Here is a 21,230-nt window from a genome sequence, read left to right on the forward strand (position 1 = left end):
GCACGACATGGGCAAGCCCGTTGCGAGCATGACGGGCTTCGCCCGCGCCGAGGCCAACCACGGCGACTGGCGCATCGTCTGGGAACTGAGGTCCGTCAACGGCAAGTCCCTCGATGTCCGCCTTCGCCTGCCGGCGGGGCTGGAAAGCCTGGAGCTCGACGCGCGCCGCAAGCCGGCCGCCTCCCTGACCCGGGGCAATATTCAGATGTCGCTGCAACTGCAGCGTGGCGCGGTGGCCCCGCAGCGCGCCATCAACCGCCAGGCGCTGATGGCCTATGTGGCGGAAGCGCGATGGCTGGTCACCGAGGGGCATGCCTCGCCGCCCACCGCCGATGGATTGCTGGCGTTGAAGGGCGTTCTGGACGCCACGCCGGACGAGGCCCCCGAAGCCGAGGCCGAGCTGGCTTCCGCCGCCCTCGAGACGCTGGACAACGCCCTGCAGGCGCTGGCCGCCGCGCGCGCTGCCGAAGGCGCGGAAATTGCCGGCGTTCTGCTGCGCCGCCTCGATGAGATGGGCGCGCTTGCGGCCGCCGCCGAGGCGGACCCGGCCCGCACGCCCGATGCCATTCGGGCACGCCTTCGCAGCCAGGTCGAGGTGCTTCTGGCGGCGACGGCAACGGTGGACGAAGGCAGGCTTGCGCAGGAGGCCGCCCTGCTGGCCACGCGCGCCGACATCCGCGAGGAACTGGACAGGCTCAACGCCCACATTGCGGCGGCGCGGGCTCTTTTGTCCGAAGGCGGCGCAATCGGACGGCGTCTCGATTTTCTATCACAGGAATTTAACCGGGAATCGAATACGCTCTGCGCGAAATCGAATGCGGCCTCGCTGACTGCCATCGGATTGCAGTTGAAGGTCGTCGTGGACCAATTCAAGGAGCAGGTTCAGAACATCGAATGAGGCCGTTGATCGACACCGAATCCCCATTGCCCATCGCGCGGCGTGGACTGATGCTCGTCATCTCTTCTCCATCGGGAGCGGGGAAGTCCACGATCGCGCGAAACCTGCTGGAGCAGGATTCGCGCTTTTCCCTGTCGGTCAGCGTCACCACCCGGACGCGCCGTGCCAGCGAAATCGACGGTGTGCATTACCACTTCATCAGCCGCGACGAATTCACGCGTCTGCAGACGGGTGACGCGCTGCTGGAATGGGCGGAAGTCCATGGCAATCTCTACGGAACGCCCAGGGACGCAGCCGAAAAGGCGATGCGGGAGGGGCGCGACATGCTCTTCGACATCGACTGGCAGGGTGCGCGGCAGCTTCAGGAGCAGGCCAAGACGGATATCGTCTCCATCTTTATCCTGCCGCCCTCCATGGCGGAACTGCGCTCGCGCCTGAACCGCCGCGCCGAGGATTCGGCCGAGACGATCCAGATGCGCCTTCGTAATGCGAAGGTGGAGATCGAGCGCTGGCGCGACTATGAGTATGTCGTCATCAATGACGATCTGGACCGGGCCTTCGGGGCCGTCTTGTCGATCGTCAACGCCGAGCGCCTGCGGCGCGACCGGCGGCCCGGCCTGTTCGACTTTACGGCAGCATTGCTGGAAGAAGCCGACAAGCTGATGGACGGCTGACCGCCAGGTTTTTAGGCTTGGGCCGCAGGGCCCTCGGCCAGATTGGCCAGTTGAACGAACTCCTCGACGCTCAACGTCTCTGCCCGGCGCCGGGGATCGATCCCCGCGCGGTCGAGCAACTCTTCTCCGCCCGCCGCCTTCAGGCTTTGGCGCAGCATCTTGCGCCTTTGTCCGAAGGCGAGGGCGGTGATCTTTTCAAGCTGTGACAGGTGGACGGGCAGGGGCTCGGCACGCGGCACGATCTGCACGACCGAAGAGGTAACCTTCGGCGGCGGCGTGAAAGCCTGAGGCGATACGTCGAACAGGATTTCCGCCCGGGTGCGCCAGCCGCACAGAACGCCGAGACGGCCGTAATGATCGTCGTTCTGCCGGGCTACGATGCGTTGGGCGACCTCGCGCTGGAACATCAGCGTCAAGGATGTCCATGGGGGCGGCCACGCTTGCGTCGTCACGAGATCCAGCAGGATCTGCGTGCCGACATTGTAGGGCAGGTTCGCAACCACCTTGAATGGACCACCGGCCAATGCGGGCAGATCCACCTGCAGTGCATCGCCCTGTACCACCGTAAGCCTGCCGGGATAGGCGTCGGCAATGGCCTGCAAGGCCGGCAGGCAGCGACTGTCCTTTTCCACCGCAATCACATGCGCCGCACCCTCTGCCAGGAGCGCGCGGGTCAGGCCGCCGGGCCCGGGGCCGATCTCGACGATCGTCGCTTCGGCCAACGGGCTTGCCTGCCGCGCTATGCGCGCCGTCAGATTGAGATCGAGAAGAAAGTTCTGGCCGAGCGCCTTGCGCGGTTCCAGGCCGTAGGTTGCCAGAACCTCGCGCAGGGGCGGCAGCGTGTCGATATGGCTCATGCGCCGGCGCTGCCCGCACGGATGGCTGCCATGCGGCTGGCCAGGGTCAGCGCGGCGATGAAGCTGGCAGTCCGCGCCTGCCCGGTGCCCGCCAGCGCGGCCGCCGTTCCGTGGTCCGGGGACGTGCGGATGATCGGAAGGCCAAGCGTGACGTTGACGGACTCGTCGAACCCGAGCGTCTTGACGGGGATGAGCGCCTGATCGTGGTACATGCACAGCGCCACATCGTAGGTGCGGCGCGCCTCTGCATGGAACATCGTGTCGGCGGGCAGCGGCCCATGGACCGTGATGCCGTCCTTGCGCAGGCGCTCGATGGCGGGTGCCACGATCTCGATGTCCTCGCGCCCCATCGTTCCCTGTTCGCCGGCGTGGGGGTTCAACCCCGCGACGGCGAGGCGCGGTTGGGCGATGCCGAAGTCGCGCTTCAGATGCCGCGCCACGATACGTCCGGTAGAAACGACAAGCTCGGTCGTCAGGGCCTTCGGCACGTCGCAAAGCGGAATATGAATGGTGACCGGTACGCTCGAGAGCTCAGGGCCAGTAAGTAGCATGACGGGCTGGACACTGTGGCCGCTGTGACGCTGGCATAATGCGGCCAGAAACTCGGTATGCCCGGGGTGGTCGAACCCGGCATCGTAGAGGGCCTTCTTTTCGATGGGCGCGGTCACCAGCGCGGCGGCGCGGCCCTCCAAGGCATAGCGGGTTGCCCGCTCGATGGATTCGATGGTGCCTGCGGCGTTGGCCGGGTTCGTCGCGCCCGGCGCGTCTTCATGGCGATTTTCCAAGGGCAGCACCGGCAAGGCCGACGGAAACACGGCAACGGCATCTTCCGGCCGGTCGATCGCGGCGATGGAGATGTCGATCCCCAGCCGTGCGGCGCGGCTTTGGAGCATGTCGACGTCGGCCACCGTGAAAAAGGGCGCGAGATTGAACAGCGCCCTGTCACGGTGACATGTCAGTACGAGATCGGGCCCGATGCCGGAAGGCTCGCCCACGGAGACCGCCAGAGGCAGCCCCGCCACGGATGGCGACGTCATCGACGGACGATCGTCGCCTGATCGCGCAGCTTCTTCAGAAGGGCCGCATCGGGTTCGGCGGCGCTGAGCGACTCCAGATCCTTGGCCTGATAGACGAGCTGCGCCGCATGGTCGTCGGAAATCTTGCGCGTGTTGCAAATGGCGATGAATTCGACGCCGCGCTCCGTTACCTGCGGACGCGTGGTGCCGCCGGCCGAAAGCCGGGTGATCTCATCCTTCCAGCGCGGGGGCAGCTCCGGCTGCGCGACGCGGCCGAGATCGCGCACGGTGACGTCGCGCAGGCCGCGTGCAAGCTGGAAGGCACTGTCACAATTCTGGAAGCGCTGGCGCATCGCATTGGCCTCCGCCGTGCGGCGGTCCTTGGAGGCGCCCTGCGGAAGCACGAATACGATCTGCTGCAACGTGTACTCGGTGGTGGTCGGCTTTTCGCCGCCCTGCTGGAGCATGCGCTGCACGACATCCTGCTCGCTCAGACGCTCGGTCTGCTGGACGTTCAGGCGGACGGCCTGGCCCCAACCCATCTGCACGCGGATATATTCCTTGAACGCATCGCCCGAAAATCCGGCCTGTCCGAACAACTGACCGAGCTGCGCGGTCGACAGATTGTTCTGCCGCGCGAAGTTGGCATAGGCCTCGTCTACCGCGCTATCCGGAATGGAAATGCCGCGACGGCGGATTTCCTGCTTTTTCACGGCCTCGTCGATCAGCTCCTTGGTGGCCGCATCGGCGGTGGCCGGTGCGCGCCGCAGCCGCAGGAAGGCCTGCCGAAGCTGGATCTGGTACGAGGTGATCGCCTGCCTGTTGACGACGACTTTCACTTCCGTCGCAGCGATCGCCGGCTTGACCGAAAGCGGAAGCGGTCCGACGGCGCCCAGGGCGGCCAGGGCCGCTACGGCGGCGCCTGCTAGAAAACGCTTCTTGATCATCGATGTCTCAGGCTCCCGTTCATCCGGTTCGGCCGCTTTTCTAAGCGCATTATGGCCGATACGAAACAGCTTTGGCAAAAGAATGATCGTCAAGCCGCCTTCGAGATCACGCTCGCGTGGCCTCAATCCTCGCCGAGACCATAATTGAAGTCGGCTTCGACCAGAGTCCGCAGGCTCAACGTAACCATCAGCCTCGATTCGGAAGAGGTGAGCTGATAGCGGTCGTCGGTGCTTTGATACTGCGCGATGAGGCTGAAGCATTCATCGGCATAGCCGACGCCGAAGGAGCGCGAGATAACGGACTCGTTCTCGATGTCGTAGCCGATGGAGCCGAAGGCACGGATCGAATCCGTCAACTGCACGCCGGCGGACGTGGTGATCTGCTGGCGGTCCTGGGGCAGGCCGTAGATCGGCTGGGCGGCGATCTGCGAGTAGACGACCGACGCGTTCACCTTGCCGTAGCTGAAGCTCGAGGACAGGTCGGTACGCCGCAATTCGAGATCGCTCTCGTCGAAGCGGCCCTGCGCGCCGAGCGTAATGCCGAAAGGTACGGTCAGGGCGACGCCCGCGACGTAATCCGAACGGTCGGTTTCCAGACCCGAATCGTAGCCGACCAGCGCCAGATTGTCCTGCGCGTAGGGGTTTTCGCCCGCCAGATGGAAAGACTGGCCGGCCACCGCATTGACGAAATATCCCGTGCCGAAGACGCCGGAATACTGGACGCCCACATTGGCGCGCGTGCCGCCCTCGATCCGGTCGTAGCCGGAGAATTTGTCATGCGAGAACAGGTTGGCGGTATTGAAGACGAGCGTCTGCGCGTCTTCGTTCGGCAGCATGCCAGCCTTGGAAGCGTCGGGACGGACGAGAAGCTGGGCAATCGGCTCGATCAGGTGGGAGGTGCGTTCCGTCTCGATGAGATAGGGGTAACGCGCCTCGATCGCCGCCGTCGCCATGCCGCGCACGCCTGTCTCGTCGATCGAGAATGCCCCGAGATCGGAATAGAGCGTACCGTAGTCGAAGCCGTCCGAGCGCATATCCGCCCGGTACACGTCGCCGCGCACATTGGCCGACGGCGTCAGCACCAGCCCGGCATCGGTGATGAAATCACGCTTCCAGTTGGCTTCCACCGTCCCGCGCGAATAATCGCCTTCCAGTGCATTCCGCCTGAACGTATCCGTCCAGTAGGGGAAGCCCATCGAGCCGTCGCAGACGCCTTCGGTGTAGAAGCCCGGCCGGCATACCAGCAGCGACGCGGGGAAGCTGTCGTCGCGGCGGATGTTGGTGATGTTGGCGTTGAGCTGGAGCTGGCCGCCATAGATCGGGTTTTCGGCGATATACTCGTAGTCGAGCGAGGGCAGGACATAGGGCTGCACCTCCTCGTTGAAGGTGTTCTGCGTCTGCACCTCGAACTTCTGGGCCCGCAGATCGAAGAAGCTCTGCGTGCCGAGGCCCGTCAGGTAGATTTCCGACGACCGGTAGACCTCGTTGAAATTGTCGATGCTGTAGACTTCGGAGAAGTTGGGATCGGTCTGCAGCAGCGCATCCCAGCCGAAGGTCCACTGTTCGTTGATGGCGAACCGACCCGTGGTGCCGATCATTCCCCGGTTTTCGGGCGGGATATCCTCGCGGAAGTTGATGCCGTCGGACCAGAAGTCGTCGAACTCTTCAGGCTTGTTCTGCGAGATGCCGGCCGCCTGCAGGGTGAAGTAGCCGTTCTCAAACGCCTGGCGATACTCGACCTCGCCAAGGAAACCCTGCTTGGAATAATAGGTGCCGGCCACCGTTGCGTCGTAGCTGTCGGACAGGGCCAGGAAGTAGGGAACCCGCACCCCGAAGCCCGTCTTGTCGGACTGGACGAAGGACGGTGCCAGAAAGCCGCTGCGCCGTTTGACGGTCGGGTCCGGCGTCGCAAAATACGGCAGATAGGCGAGGGGCGCGCCGAACAGCTCGAAGCGCGCACCGTAATACCGGATGACCTGCTCCTGCTGATCCCAGACGATGCGGCGCGCCTTCACCTGCCACAGAGGCGGCCTGTCCGGGTTTTCGCGGCAGGCTTCGCAGGCGGTGTAGACGCCGCGCTCGAATGTCGTGACCGAGCTGCTCTCGCGCACGGCCTCTGCCGCGGCAAGACGGGTATTGTCGGGTGTTTCGATGCGCAGGGCCTTGATGAACCCGTCGGCGAAGTCGTCGGTGACGTCGAGCGCGTCGGCATAGATGCGGTTGCCGCCCGGCTCTACCAGCTCGACATCGCCCGCCGCGACAAGCCGTTTCAAATTCTGGTCGTAGACGATCCGCCGCGCAACGAGCTTGTACTGCCCGTAGTCGATCTGGACGCCGCCGGAGGCGGTAACGGTCGCGGTGTCGCTGTCATAGGAAACGGTATCGGCTTCGAGGAAGAGCTGGTCGCCCTCGTTGACGTTCACGTTGACGCCAAGGCCGCCCAGCGATTCCTGCGCATGCGCAAGACCGCCATGTGCCGTGATGGCACAGAGGGCCGCGCCCGCCAGTAGCACGCCTTTCACAAACGACTGTCCCCCAGTCCCAGTGCGGCGCGAGGACCCCCTCGCTGTCATACTAACCGTCCTCCTGATGGAGCAGAACCGTTATCCCGAACAGTCCTGCCGCCACGACCGGGAACCACGCCGCAGCGACGGGCGGTACCACGGAATTACTGCCCAGCGCCTGCGCCAGAAACGTCGCGACATAAAGCACGAAGCCCGCTGCCACGCCACCGATGATCGCCGGCCCGGATTGCCCCAGCCGCGAATAACGCACCGCAACTGTGGCTGCCACAAGGGTCATCGCCATGAATAGTGCAGGTTTTGCCAACAGTGTGTAAAGACGCATGATAAAAGCGTCTGCATTGTATCCCAATTGCCGCGCCACATCGATTTTCGAGGGCAATTCCCAGACGGATATGGTGCTGGGATCGGCAAGCCGCTGCTCGATGTATTCGGGCAGAAGTGTCGTCGGAAGCGTATAGGACGGACGGCTTTCCGGCGGAAAACCGACGACGGTGACGACCGGACGGTCGATCATCCAGGCGCCGTCGCCAAGCGTCGCCCTGTCCGCATCGATGCGCTCGCGCACGATTCCGTTATCGTTGAGCACGAAGGCGGTTACGCCGCCCAGTTCGCGGCCACCATCGGTTACGGCCTTGGCCCCGATGATGGAGGAGATGCCGCCCCCATGCTGGCGCAGCCAAGGCGCGCGGTCGGCGTTTTCGTCGGCCCTGTCGCCCGCCACCATCGTCTCGATCTGGGCGGAGCGCGTCTGCGCGAGGCTGGCCAAGGGGTTGTAGAGGGCGGTGGCCGCAGCGCCGAGCAGGAACGAACCGGCAAGCAGCGGTAGCAGGATCTGCCAGATCGATATGCCGGCTGCGCGCGCGACGACGAGCTCCATTCGCCGGTTCAGGGTGACAAGCGTGAAGATCGATCCGAACAGGATGACGAAGGGGAAGGCCTGTTCGATGAAGGACGGAACGCGGAAGGCCGATATGGCCGCAAGCGTTCCGAAGCCGATATTGTCGAAGCGCCCCCGGCGGCTCAGCTCGATCAGGTCGACGAGGTAGGCCAGCGCGAAGACGATGGCGAGCGTGCCGAACACGCTCTTCATAAACAGCCGCATGAAGTACAGATTGAGCGTCAGCCGCTTCATGCCGTGCGTCCCGTATGGCGCGCCCCGCCGAACGAGCGTCGGCGCAGGGCGGCGGCAAAGTTCGATATCGCCTCCGAGATGCTGCTGACGAAGCGGGATTCCACCACGTTGACGTTGCGCGCCAGAAGGATGGTGCTGGAGATCGCCGACACCAGCGGCAGGGCAAAGACCAGCGGCACCAAAGCCGTGTTTGCCTCGACCAGCGACAGCGATACGAAGCCGAGCGCCTTCAAGATCAGCGCGCCGCCAAGCCCGATCACCATGGTAGGGCCGGTGCCCTGCCGGTTGGTGCGCGGTGGCCCGGCAACGGCCGCGGCCCACAGGGCAAAGGCGATGGGGTACAACCAGTCGCTCCAGCGCAAGGCCAGTTCCTCGATGAACCGGTTGGGGTTGGCCTGATAGAGTGGATCGCTCGGGTCCGGGTTGGTCAGCTCGCCCGTGCTGCGCTCCGACATGCGGATCCAGTCGCGGGTGGATACGGGCCGAAGATCGGCAAGGTCGAACGCGTAGGTCTGGAACTCGATCACCGAGATGGCATCGTCGTTGACGGGCTTGCGATGCAATTGGCCGTTCTTCAGCACCAGGAAGGATTCGCCGTTGAGATCGACGATGGACGCCTCCTGGGCAAAGTAGTTGACGTCGGTTGCCGGGTCGCGGCTGTCGGCCAGGAACAGCCCTTGGATGACGGGGCCGCGCATGTCCGCCACGCTGATGACGACACCGTCCTGCACACGCTCGAAGCGGCCCGGCGTCAGGAAAAGCGAGATCGCGTTGGCGTTGATCGAGCGTACGCCGTTCTGGAAGGCCTTGGACGATGCCGGGCCCAGTATGTTGGAATTGAACAGCACCAGAGCGGCGGCAACCAGCCCGAGAAGGATGATCGGCTTGGCGACCAGAAATTGCGATGCGCCGGCCGCCGAAATGACGGAACGCTCGGAATCGGTATTCAGGCCGTTCAGGGCCTGGATCGACCCGATCAGGACGGCAAAGGGCAGGACGCCGGCCGTCAGGTCGGGCAGCAGCATCAGCGCGATCCACAATATGTCGCCGACGGCGCCCAGCGTGCTGCGCACGAGGTCCACGCGCTGAAGCACCTGCACCACCCACACGACAAGGACCAGCGCCGCCAGCGAGGCCGCGCTGAAGACGGCGGCACGTCGGAGAATGTAGCGTTCCAGAAGCTTCATGGATGCCGTCAGATACCCGTGTCCGCCCGCACCGCGCGAGGCTGGCCGCAGCCCGCCCTGCGCGTGTTGCCGACCATAGTTTGTGCGAGCTTGGCTAAAGAAGGGCGAACGAACATCGTGAACAATTGATGTTTGTCCGTTTCTCTTGCAATGGCGCGCACCATTTCCAAGATAGGCCGCATAGCAGTCGGACGAACAAACATCGATTCCCCGGAACGAGAATTCCCCCAAAAAAGAATCGGGAGCATCCCCATGGCCCTCACGCCAACCATCGCCTTTTCCAAGACCCGGCCGCCGGAAGACGGGGTTCGCGTCGTCCTTACCGACGACGTTTCCGCGCTTCCCGGCCTTGTCGGCGAGGCACTGGCCGAGCAGGTCCGGCGTGCCGCCGAGGCGGCCAAGTTCAAGGCAAAGCTTCTGTCGAGCGTCGAAATCCTTGCGCCGTCCGGAAGCACGCTCGACAAGCTCGTCGTGGTCGGCATCAAGGGCGACAAGGCCGTTGGCGAAGAGGATTGGCTGAAGATCGGCGGAACGATCCTTGCCCGCACCAAGGGTGCTTCCGGCGTGTCCGTCGTGGCGACCGCGGCCAGCCCGGACGCCGTGGCCGGCATGGCGGAGGGCGCCGTGCTGCGCGCCTATGATTTCGATCTCTACAAGAGCAAAAAGTCCAAGGACGATGCCGAGGGCGAGGCGCCGAAGCAGGACGCGCCCGCTACGATCACGTTCCATGTCGGGGACGAGGAAGCATCCAGGGCTGCCTATGAGCGGCTGGAGCCGGTGGGCGAGGGCGTCATTCTGGCGCGTAACCTGGTCAACGAGCCGGCCAATATCCTGACCACGGTCGAGTATGCACGCCGCATAGAGGCGCTGCGCGATTTCGGCCTGGAGGTCGAGATCCTCGAAGAGGAGCAGCTAGCCGAGCTCAAGATGTTCGCCCTTCTGGGCGTCGCGCAAGGGTCTCCTTCGCCGGCACGCCTTGCCGTCATCCGCTGGAACGGCGGAGCTGAGGGCGAAGCCCCGGTCGCCTTCGTGGGCAAGGGCGTCGTCTTCGATACCGGCGGCATCTCCATCAAGCCGGCGGCCGGCATGGAGGATATGAAGGGCGATATGGGCGGCTCGGCTGCCGTGGTCGGGCTGATGCGCGCGCTGGCGGGCCGCAAGGCGAAGGTCAATGCGGTGGGCGTCGTCGGGCTGGTCGAAAATGCGATCGACGGCAAGGCCCAGCGGCCGGGCGACATCGTGCGCGCCATGTCGGGCACCACGATCGAAGTGCTCAACACCGACGCGGAAGGGCGGCTCGTGCTGGCCGACGCGCTCTGGTACACGCAGGATCGCTTCAAGCCCCGCTTCATGGTGAACCTGGCGACGCTGACCGGCGCGATCATCGTGGCGCTGGGCAATCATTATGCCGGGCTCTTCTCCAATGACGACACCCTGTCCGCCCAGCTATCCAGCGCCGGTGAGGTGACCGGGGAGAAGGTCTGGCGCATGCCGCTGGGCAAGGAATACGACAAGATGATCGAGGGCAAGTTCGCCGATATCCGCAATATCGGCGGCGGGCGTGCGGCCGGCTCCATCACGGCGGCGCAGTTTCTTCAGCGTTTCGTCAACGACGTGCCGTGGGCGCATCTGGATGTAGCGGGCACGGCGATGGGCTCGCCATCGAACGAGTACAGCCAGTCATGGGCATCCGGCTTCGGTGTGCGCCTGCTGGACCGTCTCGTCGCCGACAATTACGAGCAGGCATAGGCGCGCTGCCATGGCCGAGGTCCTTTTCTACCATATGACGGAAAGCCGCCTCGAGGAGGCTTTGCCCGACCTGCTTGAAAAGTGCCTCGCCCGTGGCTGGCGCGTTGTGGTGCAGACGGCCAGCGAAGAGCGCCGCGACGCGCTCGACCAGCATCTCTGGGTCTATCGGGACGACAGCTTCCTGCCGCACGGCTCCGATGCGGAGGGGGCGGCGGGGCTGCAGCCGATCCTTCTGACCTGCGATGCGGAGCAGCGGGCCAACGATCCGCATGTGCGTTTCCTGGTGGAGGGCGCGGTGCCCACCACCCTGGAACCCTATGTCCGGGGCGTATACCTGTTCGACGGCTACGATCCCGACCAGCTCGCCACCGCGCGGGAGCGGTGGAAGGTCGAGAAGGCCGCCGACCATGTCGTGACCTATTGGCAGCAGACGGCCGACCGGCGCTGGGTCAAGAAGGCCTGACGCGCAAGGCCGTCAATCGGCCATGGCCGCGTCATACTCTTCCGACATTGCCAGCCATTCCCCCTCGGCCTTCGTCAGAGTCCGCTCCGCCAGCGCCTTCTGCTTGGCCAGTTCTGCGGCCTTGGCGGGCTCTTTCGCGTAGAGCGCCGGGTCGGCAAGCTGCGCGTCGAGATCGCCGATCGTCTTCTGAAGGCGCGTCATCTGAATCTCCAGCGCGGAGATCTGCTTGCGAAGCGGTTTCAGCGCCTCGCGGCGCTCGGCGGCGTTCTTGCGCTGCTCGGCCTTGGATATCTGTGGCACGACCGGCGCCTCATCTTCGGACGCGGTCTGGCCGCTGCCGCTGCGCCGGCCGGAAAGAATCAGCTTCTTGTAGTCGTCCAGATCGCCGTCATACCGCGCGACGGTTCCGTCTCCGACGATCCAGAGCCGGTCCACCGTCGCCTCCACCATGTGGCGGTCGTGGCTGATGAGGATAACGGCTCCCGGATATTCGTTCAGTGCACGGACGAGGCTTTCGCGCGCTTCGATGTCCAGGTGGTTGGTCGGCTCGTCGAGGATCAGAAGGTTCGGGGCGTCCAGCGTGGCGAGCCCCATCAGCAGGCGGGCCTTTTCGCCGCCCGACAGCTTGTCGGCCACAGTATCCATCTTTTCCGTAGCAAGGCCCATGCGGGCCACCTTGGCGCGCACCTTCGCTTCCGGCGCATCGGGCATGGCGCGCCGCACATGCTGGACGGCGGTCTCTTCGGGCCGCAAATCGTCGATCTGATGCTGGGCGAAAAAGGCGACCTTCAGCCCCGGCGCCCGGGTGATCGTGCCATGCTGCGCCTGGAGCCGGTCGGCAAGCAGCTTGGCGAAGGTGGATTTGCCGTTGCCGTTGGCGCCCAGAAGCGCGATGCGGTCGTCGTGGTCGATCCGCAGGTCCAGCCGCTTCAGGATAGACCGGCCGGCCTGATAGCCGACGGCCACGTCTTCCATGCGGATGATGGGCGATGCCAGCGTCTTCTGTGGCGCATCGAAGGAAAACGGCACGACGTGATCTTCCACGATGGCCGCCAGGGGTTGCATGCGTTCCAGAGCCTTCAGGCGGCTCTGCGCCTGACGGGCCTTGCTGGCCTTGGCGCGGAAACGCTCGACGAAGGCCTCCATGTGCTTGCGCTCGGCCTGCTGCTTGGTGATCTGCTTCTGCAGCAGCTCCAGCTTCTCGGCGCGCTGCCGCTCGAACTGGTCGTAGGAGCCGCGATAGAAGTTAAGCTTGCGCTGGTCGAGATGGATGATGGCGTTGACGGCGTTGTTCAGGACATCGCGATCGTGGCTGATGATGAGCACGGTATAGGGATAGCGGGAAACGAAGTTTTCCAGCCAGAGCGTTCCTTCCAGGTCGAGATAGTTGGTCGGCTCGTCCAGAAGCAGCAGGTCGGGGCGCGAAAACAGCACGGCGGCCAGCGCCACGCGCATGCGCCATCCGCCCGAAAACGACGATACGGGCCGCGCCTGCGCGGCGCTGTCGAACCCGAGGCCGTCGAGGATGGCGGCGGCGCGCGCCTCTGCCGAATGGCTTTCGATATCGGCAAGGCGCGTGTGGATCTCGGCGATGCGGTGCGGGTCGGTTGCGGTGTCCGCCTCGGCCAGAAGGGAGACCCGCTCCTCGTCGGCGGCCAGCACGATCTCCAGGAGGGAGTCTTCCGTTCCCGGCGCCTCCTGCGACACCTGGCCGATGCGTGTGTTGCGCGGCACGCTGATGGAGCCGGTTTCGGCGGCGAGATCCCCGGTCACGATCCGGAAGAGGGTGGACTTGCCCGCCCCATTTCGGCCCACGAGGCCGGCTTTGGTGCCGGCCGGAATGGTCAGGCTTGCGTGGTCGATGAGCAGGCGACCGGCGACGCGGGCGGAAAGGTCTGTGATCTGAAGCATGGGCCGCTTTTGCCACGCTAAACTTCGCACGGCAATCTATGTTAAGCCGCTTCGACATTATGGAGCAGGGTGGTAACGGCATGAGCATCTTGTTGTACGAACTGGTGGGCCAGGACGAAACCCGGCCGTTTTCGCCGCATTGCTGGAAGATCCGGCTTGCGCTGCGGCACAAAGGGCTGGATTTCCAGACGGTGCCCGTGCCCTTCACCAGTGTTCGGCATATCGAAAACGGGTTCGACCGGACGGTGCCCGTGCTGCGCGACGGCAAGGATGTCGTGCAGGATTCCTTTGCAATCGCTGAATATCTGGAAGCCAATTACCCGGACGGCCGGCCCTTGTTCGGCGGCGAGATCGGGCGCGGGCTGGCACGGCTGGTGGAAAGCTGGTCGCAGCGCACGCTGCACCCCTTCGTCACCTCGGTGGCGCTGATGGACATCTATTCGCTGCTCGACGAAGCCGACAAGGAGCATTTCCGCCGCACGCGGGAAGCCTTCTTCGGCATGAAGCTGGAAGAGGTGGTACACCGCGATCCAACCCATGTCGAGGCGTTCTCGCAGGCACTCAACCCGTTGCGCGCCACGCTGAAGATACAGCCATACTTAAGCGGCCGCGAGCCGGGCTTTGCCGATCATATCGTCTTCGGCGCGTTCCAGTGGCTGCGCGTCGTATCGCCCTTCCACCCGCTGAAGCCGGATGACCGCGTGATGGAGTGGTTCGAAAGGTGCCTCGACCTGTATGACGGCGAGGGGCGGCGCGTGGCGGCCGCCTGACTTCCGCGCGTTGGGATACCCCGTCCGGCCCTTGCCGATGGCCGGCCCGCACTGTATGGAGCGGCATCTTTTCCCTGTTTTTCCACTGGAAGGAAAGCCATATGGCTATCGAACGCACGTTCTCCATGATCAAGCCGGACGCGACGCGGCGCAACCTGACGGGCGCCATCACGCAGAAGCTGGAAGAAGCCGGCCTGCGCGTCGTCGCTTCCAAGCGCGTCTGGATGAGCCAGCGTGAGGCCGAGGGCTTCTATGCAGTCCACAAGGCGCGTCCCTTCTTCGGCGAACTGGTCGAGACGATGACGTCCGGCCCGACGGTCGTGCAGGTTCTGGAGGGCGAGAACGCCATCCTGAAGAACCGCGAAATCATGGGCGCAACCAACCCGGCCGACGCCGCAGAGGGCACGATCCGCAAGTCCTTCGCGGTGTCCATCGGCGAAAATTCGGTTCACGGCTCCGACGCGCCCGAGACGGCCAGCCAGGAAATCGCCTACTGGTTCGCCCAGACCGAAATCGTCGGCTGACGGTTTCGTCCTTCCGGCATGATGAGCGCCCGTCCGGCCATGCCGGGCGGGCGTTCTGCTATCTGCGATCCAGCGGGATGAAGCGGAACACACGGTGCCCGTCGCTGGGATCGGTCAGGGTGCGGCTGCCCACCCGGAAAGTCGATGCAAGGCGCGCCTCGGTCAAAACGTCGGCCGGCCGGCCCACCGCCGCCAGCCGCCCTTTTTCCATGATGGCGAGCCGGTCGCATCCCAATGCCTGGTTAAGATCGTGCAGGGCCACGACGACCGTGACCGGCAGCGCGGAGACGAGCCGCAGCACCTCCATCTGATGATGAATGTCGAGATGGTTGGTCGGCTCGTCCAGGATCAGCAGGCGCGGGCGCTGCGCCAGTGCGCGCGCGATGTGGACGCGCTGGCGTTCGCCGCCGGACAGGGTGCTCCAGAAGCGACCGTCGAACCCGTCCAGGCCCACGGCGCTTATCGATTGCGCGACGATCTCAAGGTCTGCCGCGCTCGGCGCGGCAAAGGGCGCAAGCCAGGGCGTGCGGCCAAGTTCCACGCAATCCTGCACCGTCAGCGCTTCCTCCGTGTCGGAGGACTGGGCCACGAAGGCAAGGTTGCGCGCCAAATTCCGCCGGGTGAACCCTGCCGCAGGCCGGCCATCCAAAAGCACGCCGCTGGACGGCAGCAGCCCGGCAAGAAGGCGCAGAAGCGTCGATTTGCCAGACCCGTTCGGCCCGACGATGCCCAGCGTCTCGCCGGATGCAATGTCGATGCTGACACCATCCAGGATCGGCTTGCCGCCGGCGCTCCAGTGAAGATCTTTGGCTTCGATCTTCATTGGCGCATGCGCCTGCGCACGAGGATCAGCGCAAAGCCGGGTGCGCCGACGAGCGCAGTGACGACGCCGATCGGCACGACCTGACCGGGAATCAGCATGCGCGACATGATGTCGGCCGCGATCAGGAAGACCGCTCCCAGCAGCGCCGATGCGGGGATGAGCCTGCGGTGCCGTACACCGACGATGAAGCGTGCCGCATGGGGCACGACCAGTCCGACGAAGCCGATCGAGCCGACCAGGCTGACCATGATGGCGGTGGTAAGCGTGACTACACCGATGAGCGCGATGCGAATGCGCCGGACATCGATACCGAGCGAGGATGCCGCCTCCGAGCCGAAGGAAAAGGCGTCGAGACCCCGCGCGCACCACAGGCAGACCAGCAGCGCCAGCGCCGCGGCCGGAGCGGCCAGCGAAACGTCGGGCCAGCGCACGCCGGACAGGTTGCCCAGCAGCCAGAACATGATGCCGCGCGCCTGCTCCGCATTGGCCGAGCGCGCGATGAAGAAGGAGGTGAGGGCATTGAACAATTGCGAGCCGGCAATGCCCGCAAGAACCATCTGCGCCGGCCCGCCGCCCGCCGCGCGGGCAAGGGCGGCGACCATCAGGAACGCCAGCGCCGCGCCTGCAAAGGCCCCTGCCGAAAGGCCGATGGCGCCGGCGCCGACGCCCATGATCGTCACCGCGACGGCACCGGTGGAGGCCCCCGCCGAAACACCCAGAAGATAAGGGTCCGCCAAGGCGTTGCGCACCAGCGATTGAAGGACCACACCGGCGAGCGCCAGCCCGGCGCCGCACGCCGCGGCAACCAGCGTGCGCGGCATTCGGTAATTCCAGATGATGCCGGAATCGATGGCGTCCACCGCATGCGCGGCGCCGAATAGCTTGTTGGCAAGGACGGAGCCGACAAGCGACGGCGGCAAGGGCGTTTCCCCGATGACGATACCGGCAAGGATTGCCAGCGTCAGCATCGCGATGCCCAGGCCTGCCCAGACGATGGGCGTTGCGGGCCGCGCCCTTGCTATCCCTGCTGCCGTCACCGTGCGTCGAGCTTGGACAAGGCGTCGGCAAGGGTTTCGAGGGCCGCGATATTGCGGATGGACGGGTCCATCGCATGGGCGTCCAGCACGACGATACGATCGTTGCGGACTGCGTCCATCTGGCTGGCGACAGGGTCGGTGCGCAGGAACTCCAGCTTCTTTTCGTAGTCGTCCGCCTCGAAGCGGCGGCGGTCCATGCTGGCCAGCACGATGATGGACGGGTTGGCGCGGGCGATGGTCTCCCAGCTTACGAGGGGCCATTCCTCGTCGCTTTCGACGATGTTGCGCAGGCCGAGCGCGTCCATCATCGTTGCGGGGGGCCCTTTGCTTCCGGCCACGAACGGATCGCCCGACAGCTCGGGAGAGGAAAACCAGAACATGGCGCTGGCATCGTCCATCTTCAGGGCCTGCGCCGTTGCGATGGCTGCGCTTTCGCGGGTGCGCAGATCGGCCACCAGCGCTTTGCCGCGTTCGGGCACGGCGAGAATATCGGCCAGGTCCGTTATGCCCTGGTAGAGCGTGTCCATGGAATACAGGGCCGTCCGCGTTCCGTCGGAGCCGGCGGTGTTGTCCTTGCCGACGCAGTCGGACGGCAGGATATAGGTGGGAATGCCAAGATCGGAGAATTGTTCGCGGGTCGCAACGATGCCCTGCGGCCCGACATGCCATTCATATTGCGCGGCAACCAGCCCGGGGCGCTTGGCAACGACGCTTTCGAAGCTCGGGTCGTTGTCGGCAAGGCGCTCGACCTGAGCGTTCGCCGTCGCAAATTGCGGAAGAACGTCGGTGAACCAGACTGACGTGCCGGCAACCTTGTCCTGCAGGTCGAGCGAATAGAGAATCTCGGTAACCGCCTGGCCGACGGCGACGACGCTGTCCGGCGCGGCCTCGAACCGGATATCGACACCGCAGTTCTGCAGCGTCAGCGGATAGGTGGTCTGTGCCGCGGCCTGGCCGGAGAAGCCAAGATATGCCGCCAAAGCGAGCGAGGAAATGAGAATTCGGGCGTGAGCCCGATCGGGAGTAGCCATATCGACACCTTCCTGGGCAACCCCGCCCAGTTCGCGTTGCTGTTCGTGCCGGCAGGTCTCCTGACTGACGGGTCGATGCTTGCGCGGCCTTCCCGGGGAACCCCAGTGGCAATTCGCGCGGCGCTCACCGCCTACAGTTGCGGGGGCAGTTCCGTTTGACCGGCCAAGAGGCCAGCTACGGATTCCCATTCAATTCCTTTCGGAAACCGGCACTGGTGTCGCTACCAGACGGCGCGCACCTTCACAACCGCAATGGTGGCTGCCGGGCTACAGCCGGTGCCATCGGTCCGTTGCGGCGGCGTCGGTATCGCGGGCCTCTACCCACGCCCCCACGCTGCCATCCACGAGATGCTCGCGCTTCCAGAAAGGCGCCTCGGTCTTCATGAAATCCATGATGCAGGACGCGGCCTCGAAGGCGGCTTGCCGATGCTGGGAGGCGCAGGCAACGAAGACGATCTCCTCGCCGGGCAGGATCTTTCCGAAACGATGGATGATCGTCCAGCCGGCCAGCGGCCAGCGTTCGGCCACGGATTGCGCGATCTTGCCGATCTGCGCTTCGGCCATGCCCGGGTAATGCTCTATCTCCAGCGCGGCGAGGCGCCCGGCTTCGTCGCGGCAATAGCCGGTAAAGCTGACCAGCGCACCGAAGTCGCCGTTGGATGGCAGCGTGGACGCGGCTTGCGCAAAGTCGATGCGTTCGGCCTGGACGCGGACGAGAGCCATGTCACCCCCCCGTCATCGGTGGGAAAAAGGCCACTTCCCGAACGCTGGCCAGCGAGGCATCGTGCCGCGCATGCTCGTGGTCGAGGGCCACGCGAACGAGCTGGGGCGTCTTCAAGGCATCGGCATAATTTTCACCGCGGCTTTCCAGCCAGCCGATCAGATCGGCAACGGTGCCGATGCCGGCGGGCACGGAAACATCTTCTTCGGCCAGGCCGATACGCTCCCGGATGGATGCGAAATAGGCGAGTTTCATGGCGCGACCTCCCGGTCAGACGTCGATGTGGCGCAGGCCCGCTCGGAAATAATCATAGCCGGTATAGAGGGTGATCAGCGCCGCGATCCAGAGGAAGAGAATGCCGAGTTCGGTGACATAGGGGAAAATCTGGTCGCCGGCCGGACCTGCCAGCAGGAAGGCGATAGCCACCATCTGCGCCGCCGTCTTCCACTTGGCCAGGCGGGTTACCGGAACGCTCACCTTCAACTCGGCGAGATACTCACGCAGGCCGGATACGAGGATTTCCCGGCACAGGATCACGATGGCGGCCCAGATGCTCCAGCCGGCTATGGTGCCGTCGGCTGCCAGAACCAGAAGGGCGGCGGCCACGAGGAGCTTGTCGGCAATCGGGTCCAGCATGCGGCCGATGGTCGAGGTTTGCTGCCATATGCGTGCCAGATAGCCGTCGAGCCAGTCGGTGATGCTGGCCGTGGCGAACAGGAAGACCGCCCACCACCGCGCCGTGTCGGAGCCGTGCAGCCGCCCTTCCACGAAGAAGCACAGGACGACCAGCGGCACCGCGAGGATGCGCGCATATGTCAGGATGTTCGGCAGGTTGAGTGCCTTGGATGCCATGGTTACCGTCCGCAGTTCGATGGCCCTTTGAACCGTTCGTGGGGTCAAACGTCAAGGTATGGAAAGCCGATCTTCAGCCGCCGTTGAAATGATCGTAGACCAGCCGCGCCATCGCTTCCGAGATGCCGTCCACCTTGCGCAGATCGCTCAGGGCCGCACGGGATACCGCCTTCGCCGTTCCGAAATGCTGCAGCAGGGCGCGCTTGCGCGCCGGTCCGACACCGGCGATCTCGTCGAGCGGGTTGCGCGTCAACTCCTTGGAGCGGCGGGCCCGGTGGGTGCCAATGGCAAAGCGGTGGGCCTCGTCCCGCAGACGCTGCACGAAGTACAGGACGGGATCGCGCGGGGGCAGGGTGAAACTGTCCTGGCCCGGTATGACGAAGCGCTCACGCCCGGCGTCCCGGTCCACGCCCTTGGCGACGCCGATGGTGGTGACCTTGTCGGCAATGCCGAGCCCCTCAAGGATCTCGCGCACCGCCGAAACTTGGCCCTTGCCGCCATCGATGAGGACAAGGTCGGGCCAGGCGGGCATTTCCGCGTCGGCCGCACTTTCGGCATCGGCGGGCGGCGCCACCGGGCCGGCCTCGCCATGGTCCTTGATCAGCCTTGCGAAGCGGCGGGACATCACCTCGCGCATCATGCCGAAATCGTCTCCAGGCGTGATCTCGGTCGAGCGGATATTGAACTTGCGATACTGGTTCTTGGCGAAGCCGTCCGGCCCCGCCACGATCATCGCGCCCACGGCCTGGTTGCCCATGATGTGGGAATTGTCGAACACTTCGATGCGGCGGGGCGTGTAGGCAAGCTTGAACGTCTCGCGCAGGCCCTCCAGCAGGCGCGCCTGCGTCGACGTTTCGGCAAGGCGGCGTCCCAGCGCCTCCCGGGCGTTGACGGTGGCATGGTCGACAAGGTCGCGTTTCGCCCCGCGTGACGGCACGCTGATGCGCACGCGTCGGCCGGCGCGCGCCGACAGCGCATCGGCCAGCAACTCCTGCTCTTCAACCTCGATGGGCAGCATCACCTGCGTTGCCGGCGGCTTGTCGTCGTAGAACTGGGCCAGGAAGGCGGACAGCACCTCCGCCGGTTCGATACTCGGATCCGCCTTGGGGAAGTAGGCGCGGTTGCCCCAGTTCTGCCCCGTGCGGAAGAAGAAGACCTGGATACAGGTCAGGCCGCCTTCCTGATGCATGGCGAACACGTCGGCTTCGTCGACGCCTTGTGGATTGATTCCCTGGTGGCTCTGGATGTGGGAGAGGGCGGACAGGCGGTCGCGATAGATGGCCGCGCGCTCGAAATCCAGCTCGGCCGACGCATCCTGCATCGCCGAGCCGAGGGACTGGCGAACCTGCGTCGAGCGGCCGGACAGGAAGTCCTTCGCTTCGCCGACGAGACGAGCGTAATCAGGGATCGAGATTTCGCCCGTGCAGGGGCCGGAGCATCGCTTGATCTGGAACAGCAGGCATGGGCGGGTGCGCGTCTGGTAGACGCTGTCGGTGCATGTGCGCAAAAGGAAGGCGCGCTGCAGCGCGTTGACCGTGCGTCCCACCGCCCCGGCCGACGCGAATGGCCCGAAATACTGGCCCTTGCGGGCTTGCGCGCCCCGATGCTTCAGGATGGCGGGGGCCTCGTGATCGGCCGGCACGAAAATATACGGAAAGGATTTGTCGTCGCGCAGCAGAACGTTGAAGCGCGGGCGCAGCCTCTTGATGAGGTTCGCCTCGAGCAGCAGCGCTTCCGTCTCCGTCCGGGTGGTGACGAATTCCATGTGCGTCGTCGCCCGGATCATGCGGGCTATGCGGTTGGTATGCCCGCCGAGACGCGTATAGTTGGCCACCCGCTTGCGCAGCGAGCGCGCCTTGCCGACATAGAGCACCTCGTGCGCATGGTCGAACATGCGGTACACGCCGGGAGAGTTGGGCAGGCGGCGCGCGAAGGCGGCAATCAGGTCTGCCCCGCGAAGCCCATGATCGACCGACGAGCCGCCATCGTCCCACTGGATGGCCGGACGCACCCTAGCTTCCGAATCCGCAGGCTCCTCGGCGATCTCGTCTTCGCTTTCCGTATCGTCTTCAAGGAGTTCGTCTTCAGGCTTCATGTCGCATCTTATACCGGG

Annotated in this window: 20 protein-coding genes and 1 riboswitch; of the genes, 6 read left to right on the forward strand and 14 right to left on the reverse strand. The window is 64.9% G+C overall.

Annotation, left to right across the window (positions count from 1 at the left end; genetic code table 11):
• Positions 1 to 7: 7 nt before the first annotated feature.
• Together AUL31_RS04105 and gmk are read left to right on the forward strand one after the other, a co-directional pair.
• On the forward strand, positions 8 to 898 hold the full coding sequence (locus AUL31_RS04105; RefSeq protein WP_060601682.1) for a YicC/YloC family endoribonuclease: 891 nt from the start codon (positions 8 to 10) through the stop codon (positions 896 to 898).
• Entirely contained in the window at positions 895 to 1,572 is a 678-nt protein-coding gene (gmk, locus tag AUL31_RS04110; RefSeq protein ID WP_039193447.1) for a guanylate kinase, read from the forward strand. The genes AUL31_RS04105 and gmk overlap by 4 nt, the downstream gene beginning before the upstream one ends.
• 11 nt (positions 1,573 to 1,583) lie before the next feature.
• Here the strand turns inward: gmk and rsmA are convergent, their stop codons facing one another.
• The 6 genes from rsmA to AUL31_RS04140 form a co-directional block, all read right to left on the reverse strand.
• Positions 1,584 to 2,429 carry a 16S rRNA (adenine(1518)-N(6)/adenine(1519)-N(6))-dimethyltransferase RsmA gene (gene rsmA, locus AUL31_RS04115; protein WP_060601683.1) on the reverse strand — a complete coding sequence of 282 codons (846 nt, stop codon included), beginning with the start codon at positions 2,427 to 2,429 and terminating at the stop codon, positions 1,584 to 1,586.
• Complete coding sequence (gene pdxA / locus AUL31_RS04120; protein ID WP_060601686.1) at positions 2,426 to 3,466, reverse strand: 4-hydroxythreonine-4-phosphate dehydrogenase PdxA; 1,041 nt, start codon at positions 3,464 to 3,466, stop codon at positions 2,426 to 2,428. Before pdxA ends, rsmA begins: the two co-directional genes overlap by 4 nt.
• A complete protein-coding gene (locus AUL31_RS04125; RefSeq protein ID WP_060601689.1) occupies positions 3,463 to 4,392 on the reverse strand; it encodes a peptidylprolyl isomerase in 930 nt (309 codons plus the stop codon). The genes pdxA and AUL31_RS04125 overlap by 4 nt, the downstream gene beginning before the upstream one ends.
• Positions 4,393 to 4,514: 122 nt before the next feature.
• The gene (locus tag AUL31_RS04130) at positions 4,515 to 6,914 is read right to left on the reverse strand and encodes an LPS-assembly protein LptD (protein ID WP_244489308.1); all 2,400 of its coding nucleotides are present in this window, start codon (positions 6,912 to 6,914) and stop codon (positions 4,515 to 4,517) included.
• A gap of 52 nt (positions 6,915 to 6,966) precedes the next feature.
• Positions 6,967 to 8,049 (reverse strand): LPS export ABC transporter permease LptG, encoded by a 1,083-nt coding sequence (gene lptG / locus AUL31_RS04135; RefSeq protein WP_060601695.1) that lies wholly within the window; start codon positions 8,047 to 8,049, stop codon positions 6,967 to 6,969.
• Positions 8,046 to 9,236, reverse strand: a complete 1,191-nt coding sequence (locus AUL31_RS04140; RefSeq protein ID WP_060601698.1) for an LptF/LptG family permease — start codon at positions 9,234 to 9,236, stop codon at positions 8,046 to 8,048. Before AUL31_RS04140 ends, lptG begins: the two co-directional genes overlap by 4 nt.
• Before the next feature lie 252 nt (positions 9,237 to 9,488).
• Here AUL31_RS04140 and AUL31_RS04150 point away from each other — a divergent pair, with 252 nt between their 5' ends.
• Both AUL31_RS04150 and AUL31_RS04155 read left to right on the forward strand, forming a co-directional pair.
• Positions 9,489 to 10,985 (forward strand): leucyl aminopeptidase, encoded by a 1,497-nt coding sequence (locus AUL31_RS04150; protein ID WP_060601703.1) that lies wholly within the window; start codon positions 9,489 to 9,491, stop codon positions 10,983 to 10,985.
• A gap of 10 nt (positions 10,986 to 10,995) precedes the next feature.
• Positions 10,996 to 11,448: a DNA polymerase III subunit chi gene (locus AUL31_RS04155; RefSeq protein WP_060601707.1), complete on the forward strand. Its 453-nt coding sequence runs from the start codon at positions 10,996 to 10,998 to the stop codon at positions 11,446 to 11,448.
• 12 nt (positions 11,449 to 11,460) lie between these two features.
• Here AUL31_RS04155 and AUL31_RS04160 read toward each other — a convergent pair whose 3' ends face one another.
• Positions 11,461 to 13,359, reverse strand: coding sequence for an ABC-F family ATP-binding cassette domain-containing protein (locus AUL31_RS04160; RefSeq protein WP_060601709.1), 1,899 nt, complete (start codon positions 13,357 to 13,359; stop codon positions 11,461 to 11,463).
• An 80-nt stretch (positions 13,360 to 13,439) separates the two neighbouring features.
• Between AUL31_RS04160 and AUL31_RS04165 the strand changes: the two genes are divergently transcribed.
• Both AUL31_RS04165 and ndk read left to right on the forward strand, forming a co-directional pair.
• The gene (locus tag AUL31_RS04165; RefSeq protein WP_060601713.1) at positions 13,440 to 14,129 is read left to right on the forward strand and encodes a glutathione S-transferase family protein; all 690 of its coding nucleotides are present in this window, start codon (positions 13,440 to 13,442) and stop codon (positions 14,127 to 14,129) included.
• A gap of 101 nt (positions 14,130 to 14,230) precedes the next feature.
• A complete protein-coding gene (ndk, locus tag AUL31_RS04170) occupies positions 14,231 to 14,653 on the forward strand; it encodes a nucleoside-diphosphate kinase (protein ID WP_060601717.1) in 423 nt (140 codons plus the stop codon).
• A gap of 58 nt (positions 14,654 to 14,711) precedes the next feature.
• Here ndk and AUL31_RS04175 read toward each other — a convergent pair whose 3' ends face one another.
• The 7 genes from AUL31_RS04175 to uvrC all read right to left on the reverse strand — a co-directional run bounded on the left by AUL31_RS04175 (position 14,712) and on the right by uvrC (position 21,212).
• Entirely contained in the window at positions 14,712 to 15,476 is a 765-nt protein-coding gene (locus AUL31_RS04175) for an ABC transporter ATP-binding protein (protein WP_060601721.1), read from the reverse strand.
• Positions 15,473 to 16,444, reverse strand: a complete 972-nt coding sequence (locus tag AUL31_RS04180; RefSeq protein ID WP_082646783.1) for a FecCD family ABC transporter permease — start codon at positions 16,442 to 16,444, stop codon at positions 15,473 to 15,475. The genes AUL31_RS04175 and AUL31_RS04180 overlap by 4 nt, the downstream gene beginning before the upstream one ends.
• A gap of 65 nt (positions 16,445 to 16,509) precedes the next feature.
• Entirely contained in the window at positions 16,510 to 17,544 is a 1,035-nt protein-coding gene (locus AUL31_RS20655; protein WP_082646782.1) for an ABC transporter substrate-binding protein, read from the reverse strand.
• 33 nt (positions 17,545 to 17,577) lie between these two features.
• Positions 17,578 to 17,770, reverse strand: a riboswitch (cobalamin riboswitch).
• 41 nt (positions 17,771 to 17,811) lie between these two features.
• On the reverse strand, positions 17,812 to 18,267 hold the full coding sequence (locus tag AUL31_RS04190; RefSeq protein WP_060601727.1) for a molybdenum cofactor biosynthesis protein MoaE: 456 nt from the start codon (positions 18,265 to 18,267) through the stop codon (positions 17,812 to 17,814).
• Position 18,268: 1 nt separating this feature from the next.
• On the reverse strand, positions 18,269 to 18,520 hold the full coding sequence (moaD, locus tag AUL31_RS04195) for a molybdopterin converting factor subunit 1 (RefSeq protein WP_060601731.1): 252 nt from the start codon (positions 18,518 to 18,520) through the stop codon (positions 18,269 to 18,271).
• A 15-nt stretch (positions 18,521 to 18,535) separates the two neighbouring features.
• Complete coding sequence (gene pgsA / locus AUL31_RS04200; RefSeq protein ID WP_060601735.1) at positions 18,536 to 19,117, reverse strand: CDP-diacylglycerol--glycerol-3-phosphate 3-phosphatidyltransferase; 582 nt, start codon at positions 19,115 to 19,117, stop codon at positions 18,536 to 18,538.
• A gap of 73 nt (positions 19,118 to 19,190) precedes the next feature.
• Complete coding sequence (uvrC, locus tag AUL31_RS04205) at positions 19,191 to 21,212, reverse strand: excinuclease ABC subunit UvrC (RefSeq protein WP_060601740.1); 2,022 nt, start codon at positions 21,210 to 21,212, stop codon at positions 19,191 to 19,193.
• Positions 21,213 to 21,230 lie beyond the last annotated feature (18 nt).

It is taken from the genome of Aureimonas altamirensis (assembly GCF_001463885.1).
GTDB classification, from domain to species: Bacteria; Pseudomonadota; Alphaproteobacteria; order Rhizobiales; family Rhizobiaceae; genus Aureimonas; species Aureimonas altamirensis.

Coding starts and splice junctions, on each gene's coding strand:
- AUL31_RS04125 (WP_060601689.1), bottom strand. CDS start 4,392: ATGATCAAGAAGCGTTTTCTAGCAGGCGCCGCCGTAGCGGCCCTGGCC.
- moaD (WP_060601731.1), bottom strand. CDS start 18,520: ATGAAACTCGCCTATTTCGCATCCATCCGGGAGCGTATCGGCCTGGCC.
- rsmA (WP_060601683.1), bottom strand. CDS start 2,429: ATGAGCCATATCGACACGCTGCCGCCCCTGCGCGAGGTTCTGGCAACC.
- pdxA (WP_060601686.1), bottom strand. CDS start 3,466: ATGACGTCGCCATCCGTGGCGGGGCTGCCTCTGGCGGTCTCCGTGGGC.
- AUL31_RS04190 (WP_060601727.1), bottom strand. CDS start 18,267: ATGGCTCTCGTCCGCGTCCAGGCCGAACGCATCGACTTTGCGCAAGCC.
- AUL31_RS04155 (WP_060601707.1), top strand. CDS start 10,996: ATGGCCGAGGTCCTTTTCTACCATATGACGGAAAGCCGCCTCGAGGAG.
- AUL31_RS04180 (WP_082646783.1), bottom strand. CDS start 16,444: ATGCTGACGCTGGCAATCCTTGCCGGTATCGTCATCGGGGAAACGCCC.
- AUL31_RS04105 (WP_060601682.1), top strand. CDS start 8: ATGGGCAAGCCCGTTGCGAGCATGACGGGCTTCGCCCGCGCCGAGGCC.
- lptG (WP_060601695.1), bottom strand. CDS start 8,049: ATGAAGCGGCTGACGCTCAATCTGTACTTCATGCGGCTGTTTATGAAG.
- AUL31_RS04140 (WP_060601698.1), bottom strand. CDS start 9,236: ATGAAGCTTCTGGAACGCTACATTCTCCGACGTGCCGCCGTCTTCAGC.
- AUL31_RS04165 (WP_060601713.1), top strand. CDS start 13,440: ATGAGCATCTTGTTGTACGAACTGGTGGGCCAGGACGAAACCCGGCCG.
- AUL31_RS20655 (WP_082646782.1), bottom strand. CDS start 17,544: ATGGCTACTCCCGATCGGGCTCACGCCCGAATTCTCATTTCCTCGCTC.
- AUL31_RS04150 (WP_060601703.1), top strand. CDS start 9,489: ATGGCCCTCACGCCAACCATCGCCTTTTCCAAGACCCGGCCGCCGGAA.
- gmk (WP_039193447.1), top strand. CDS start 895: ATGAGGCCGTTGATCGACACCGAATCCCCATTGCCCATCGCGCGGCGT.
- AUL31_RS04175 (WP_060601721.1), bottom strand. CDS start 15,476: ATGAAGATCGAAGCCAAAGATCTTCACTGGAGCGCCGGCGGCAAGCCG.
- pgsA (WP_060601735.1), bottom strand. CDS start 19,117: ATGGCATCCAAGGCACTCAACCTGCCGAACATCCTGACATATGCGCGC.
- AUL31_RS04160 (WP_060601709.1), bottom strand. CDS start 13,359: ATGCTTCAGATCACAGACCTTTCCGCCCGCGTCGCCGGTCGCCTGCTC.
- ndk (WP_060601717.1), top strand. CDS start 14,231: ATGGCTATCGAACGCACGTTCTCCATGATCAAGCCGGACGCGACGCGG.
- uvrC (WP_060601740.1), bottom strand. CDS start 21,212: ATGAAGCCTGAAGACGAACTCCTTGAAGACGATACGGAAAGCGAAGAC.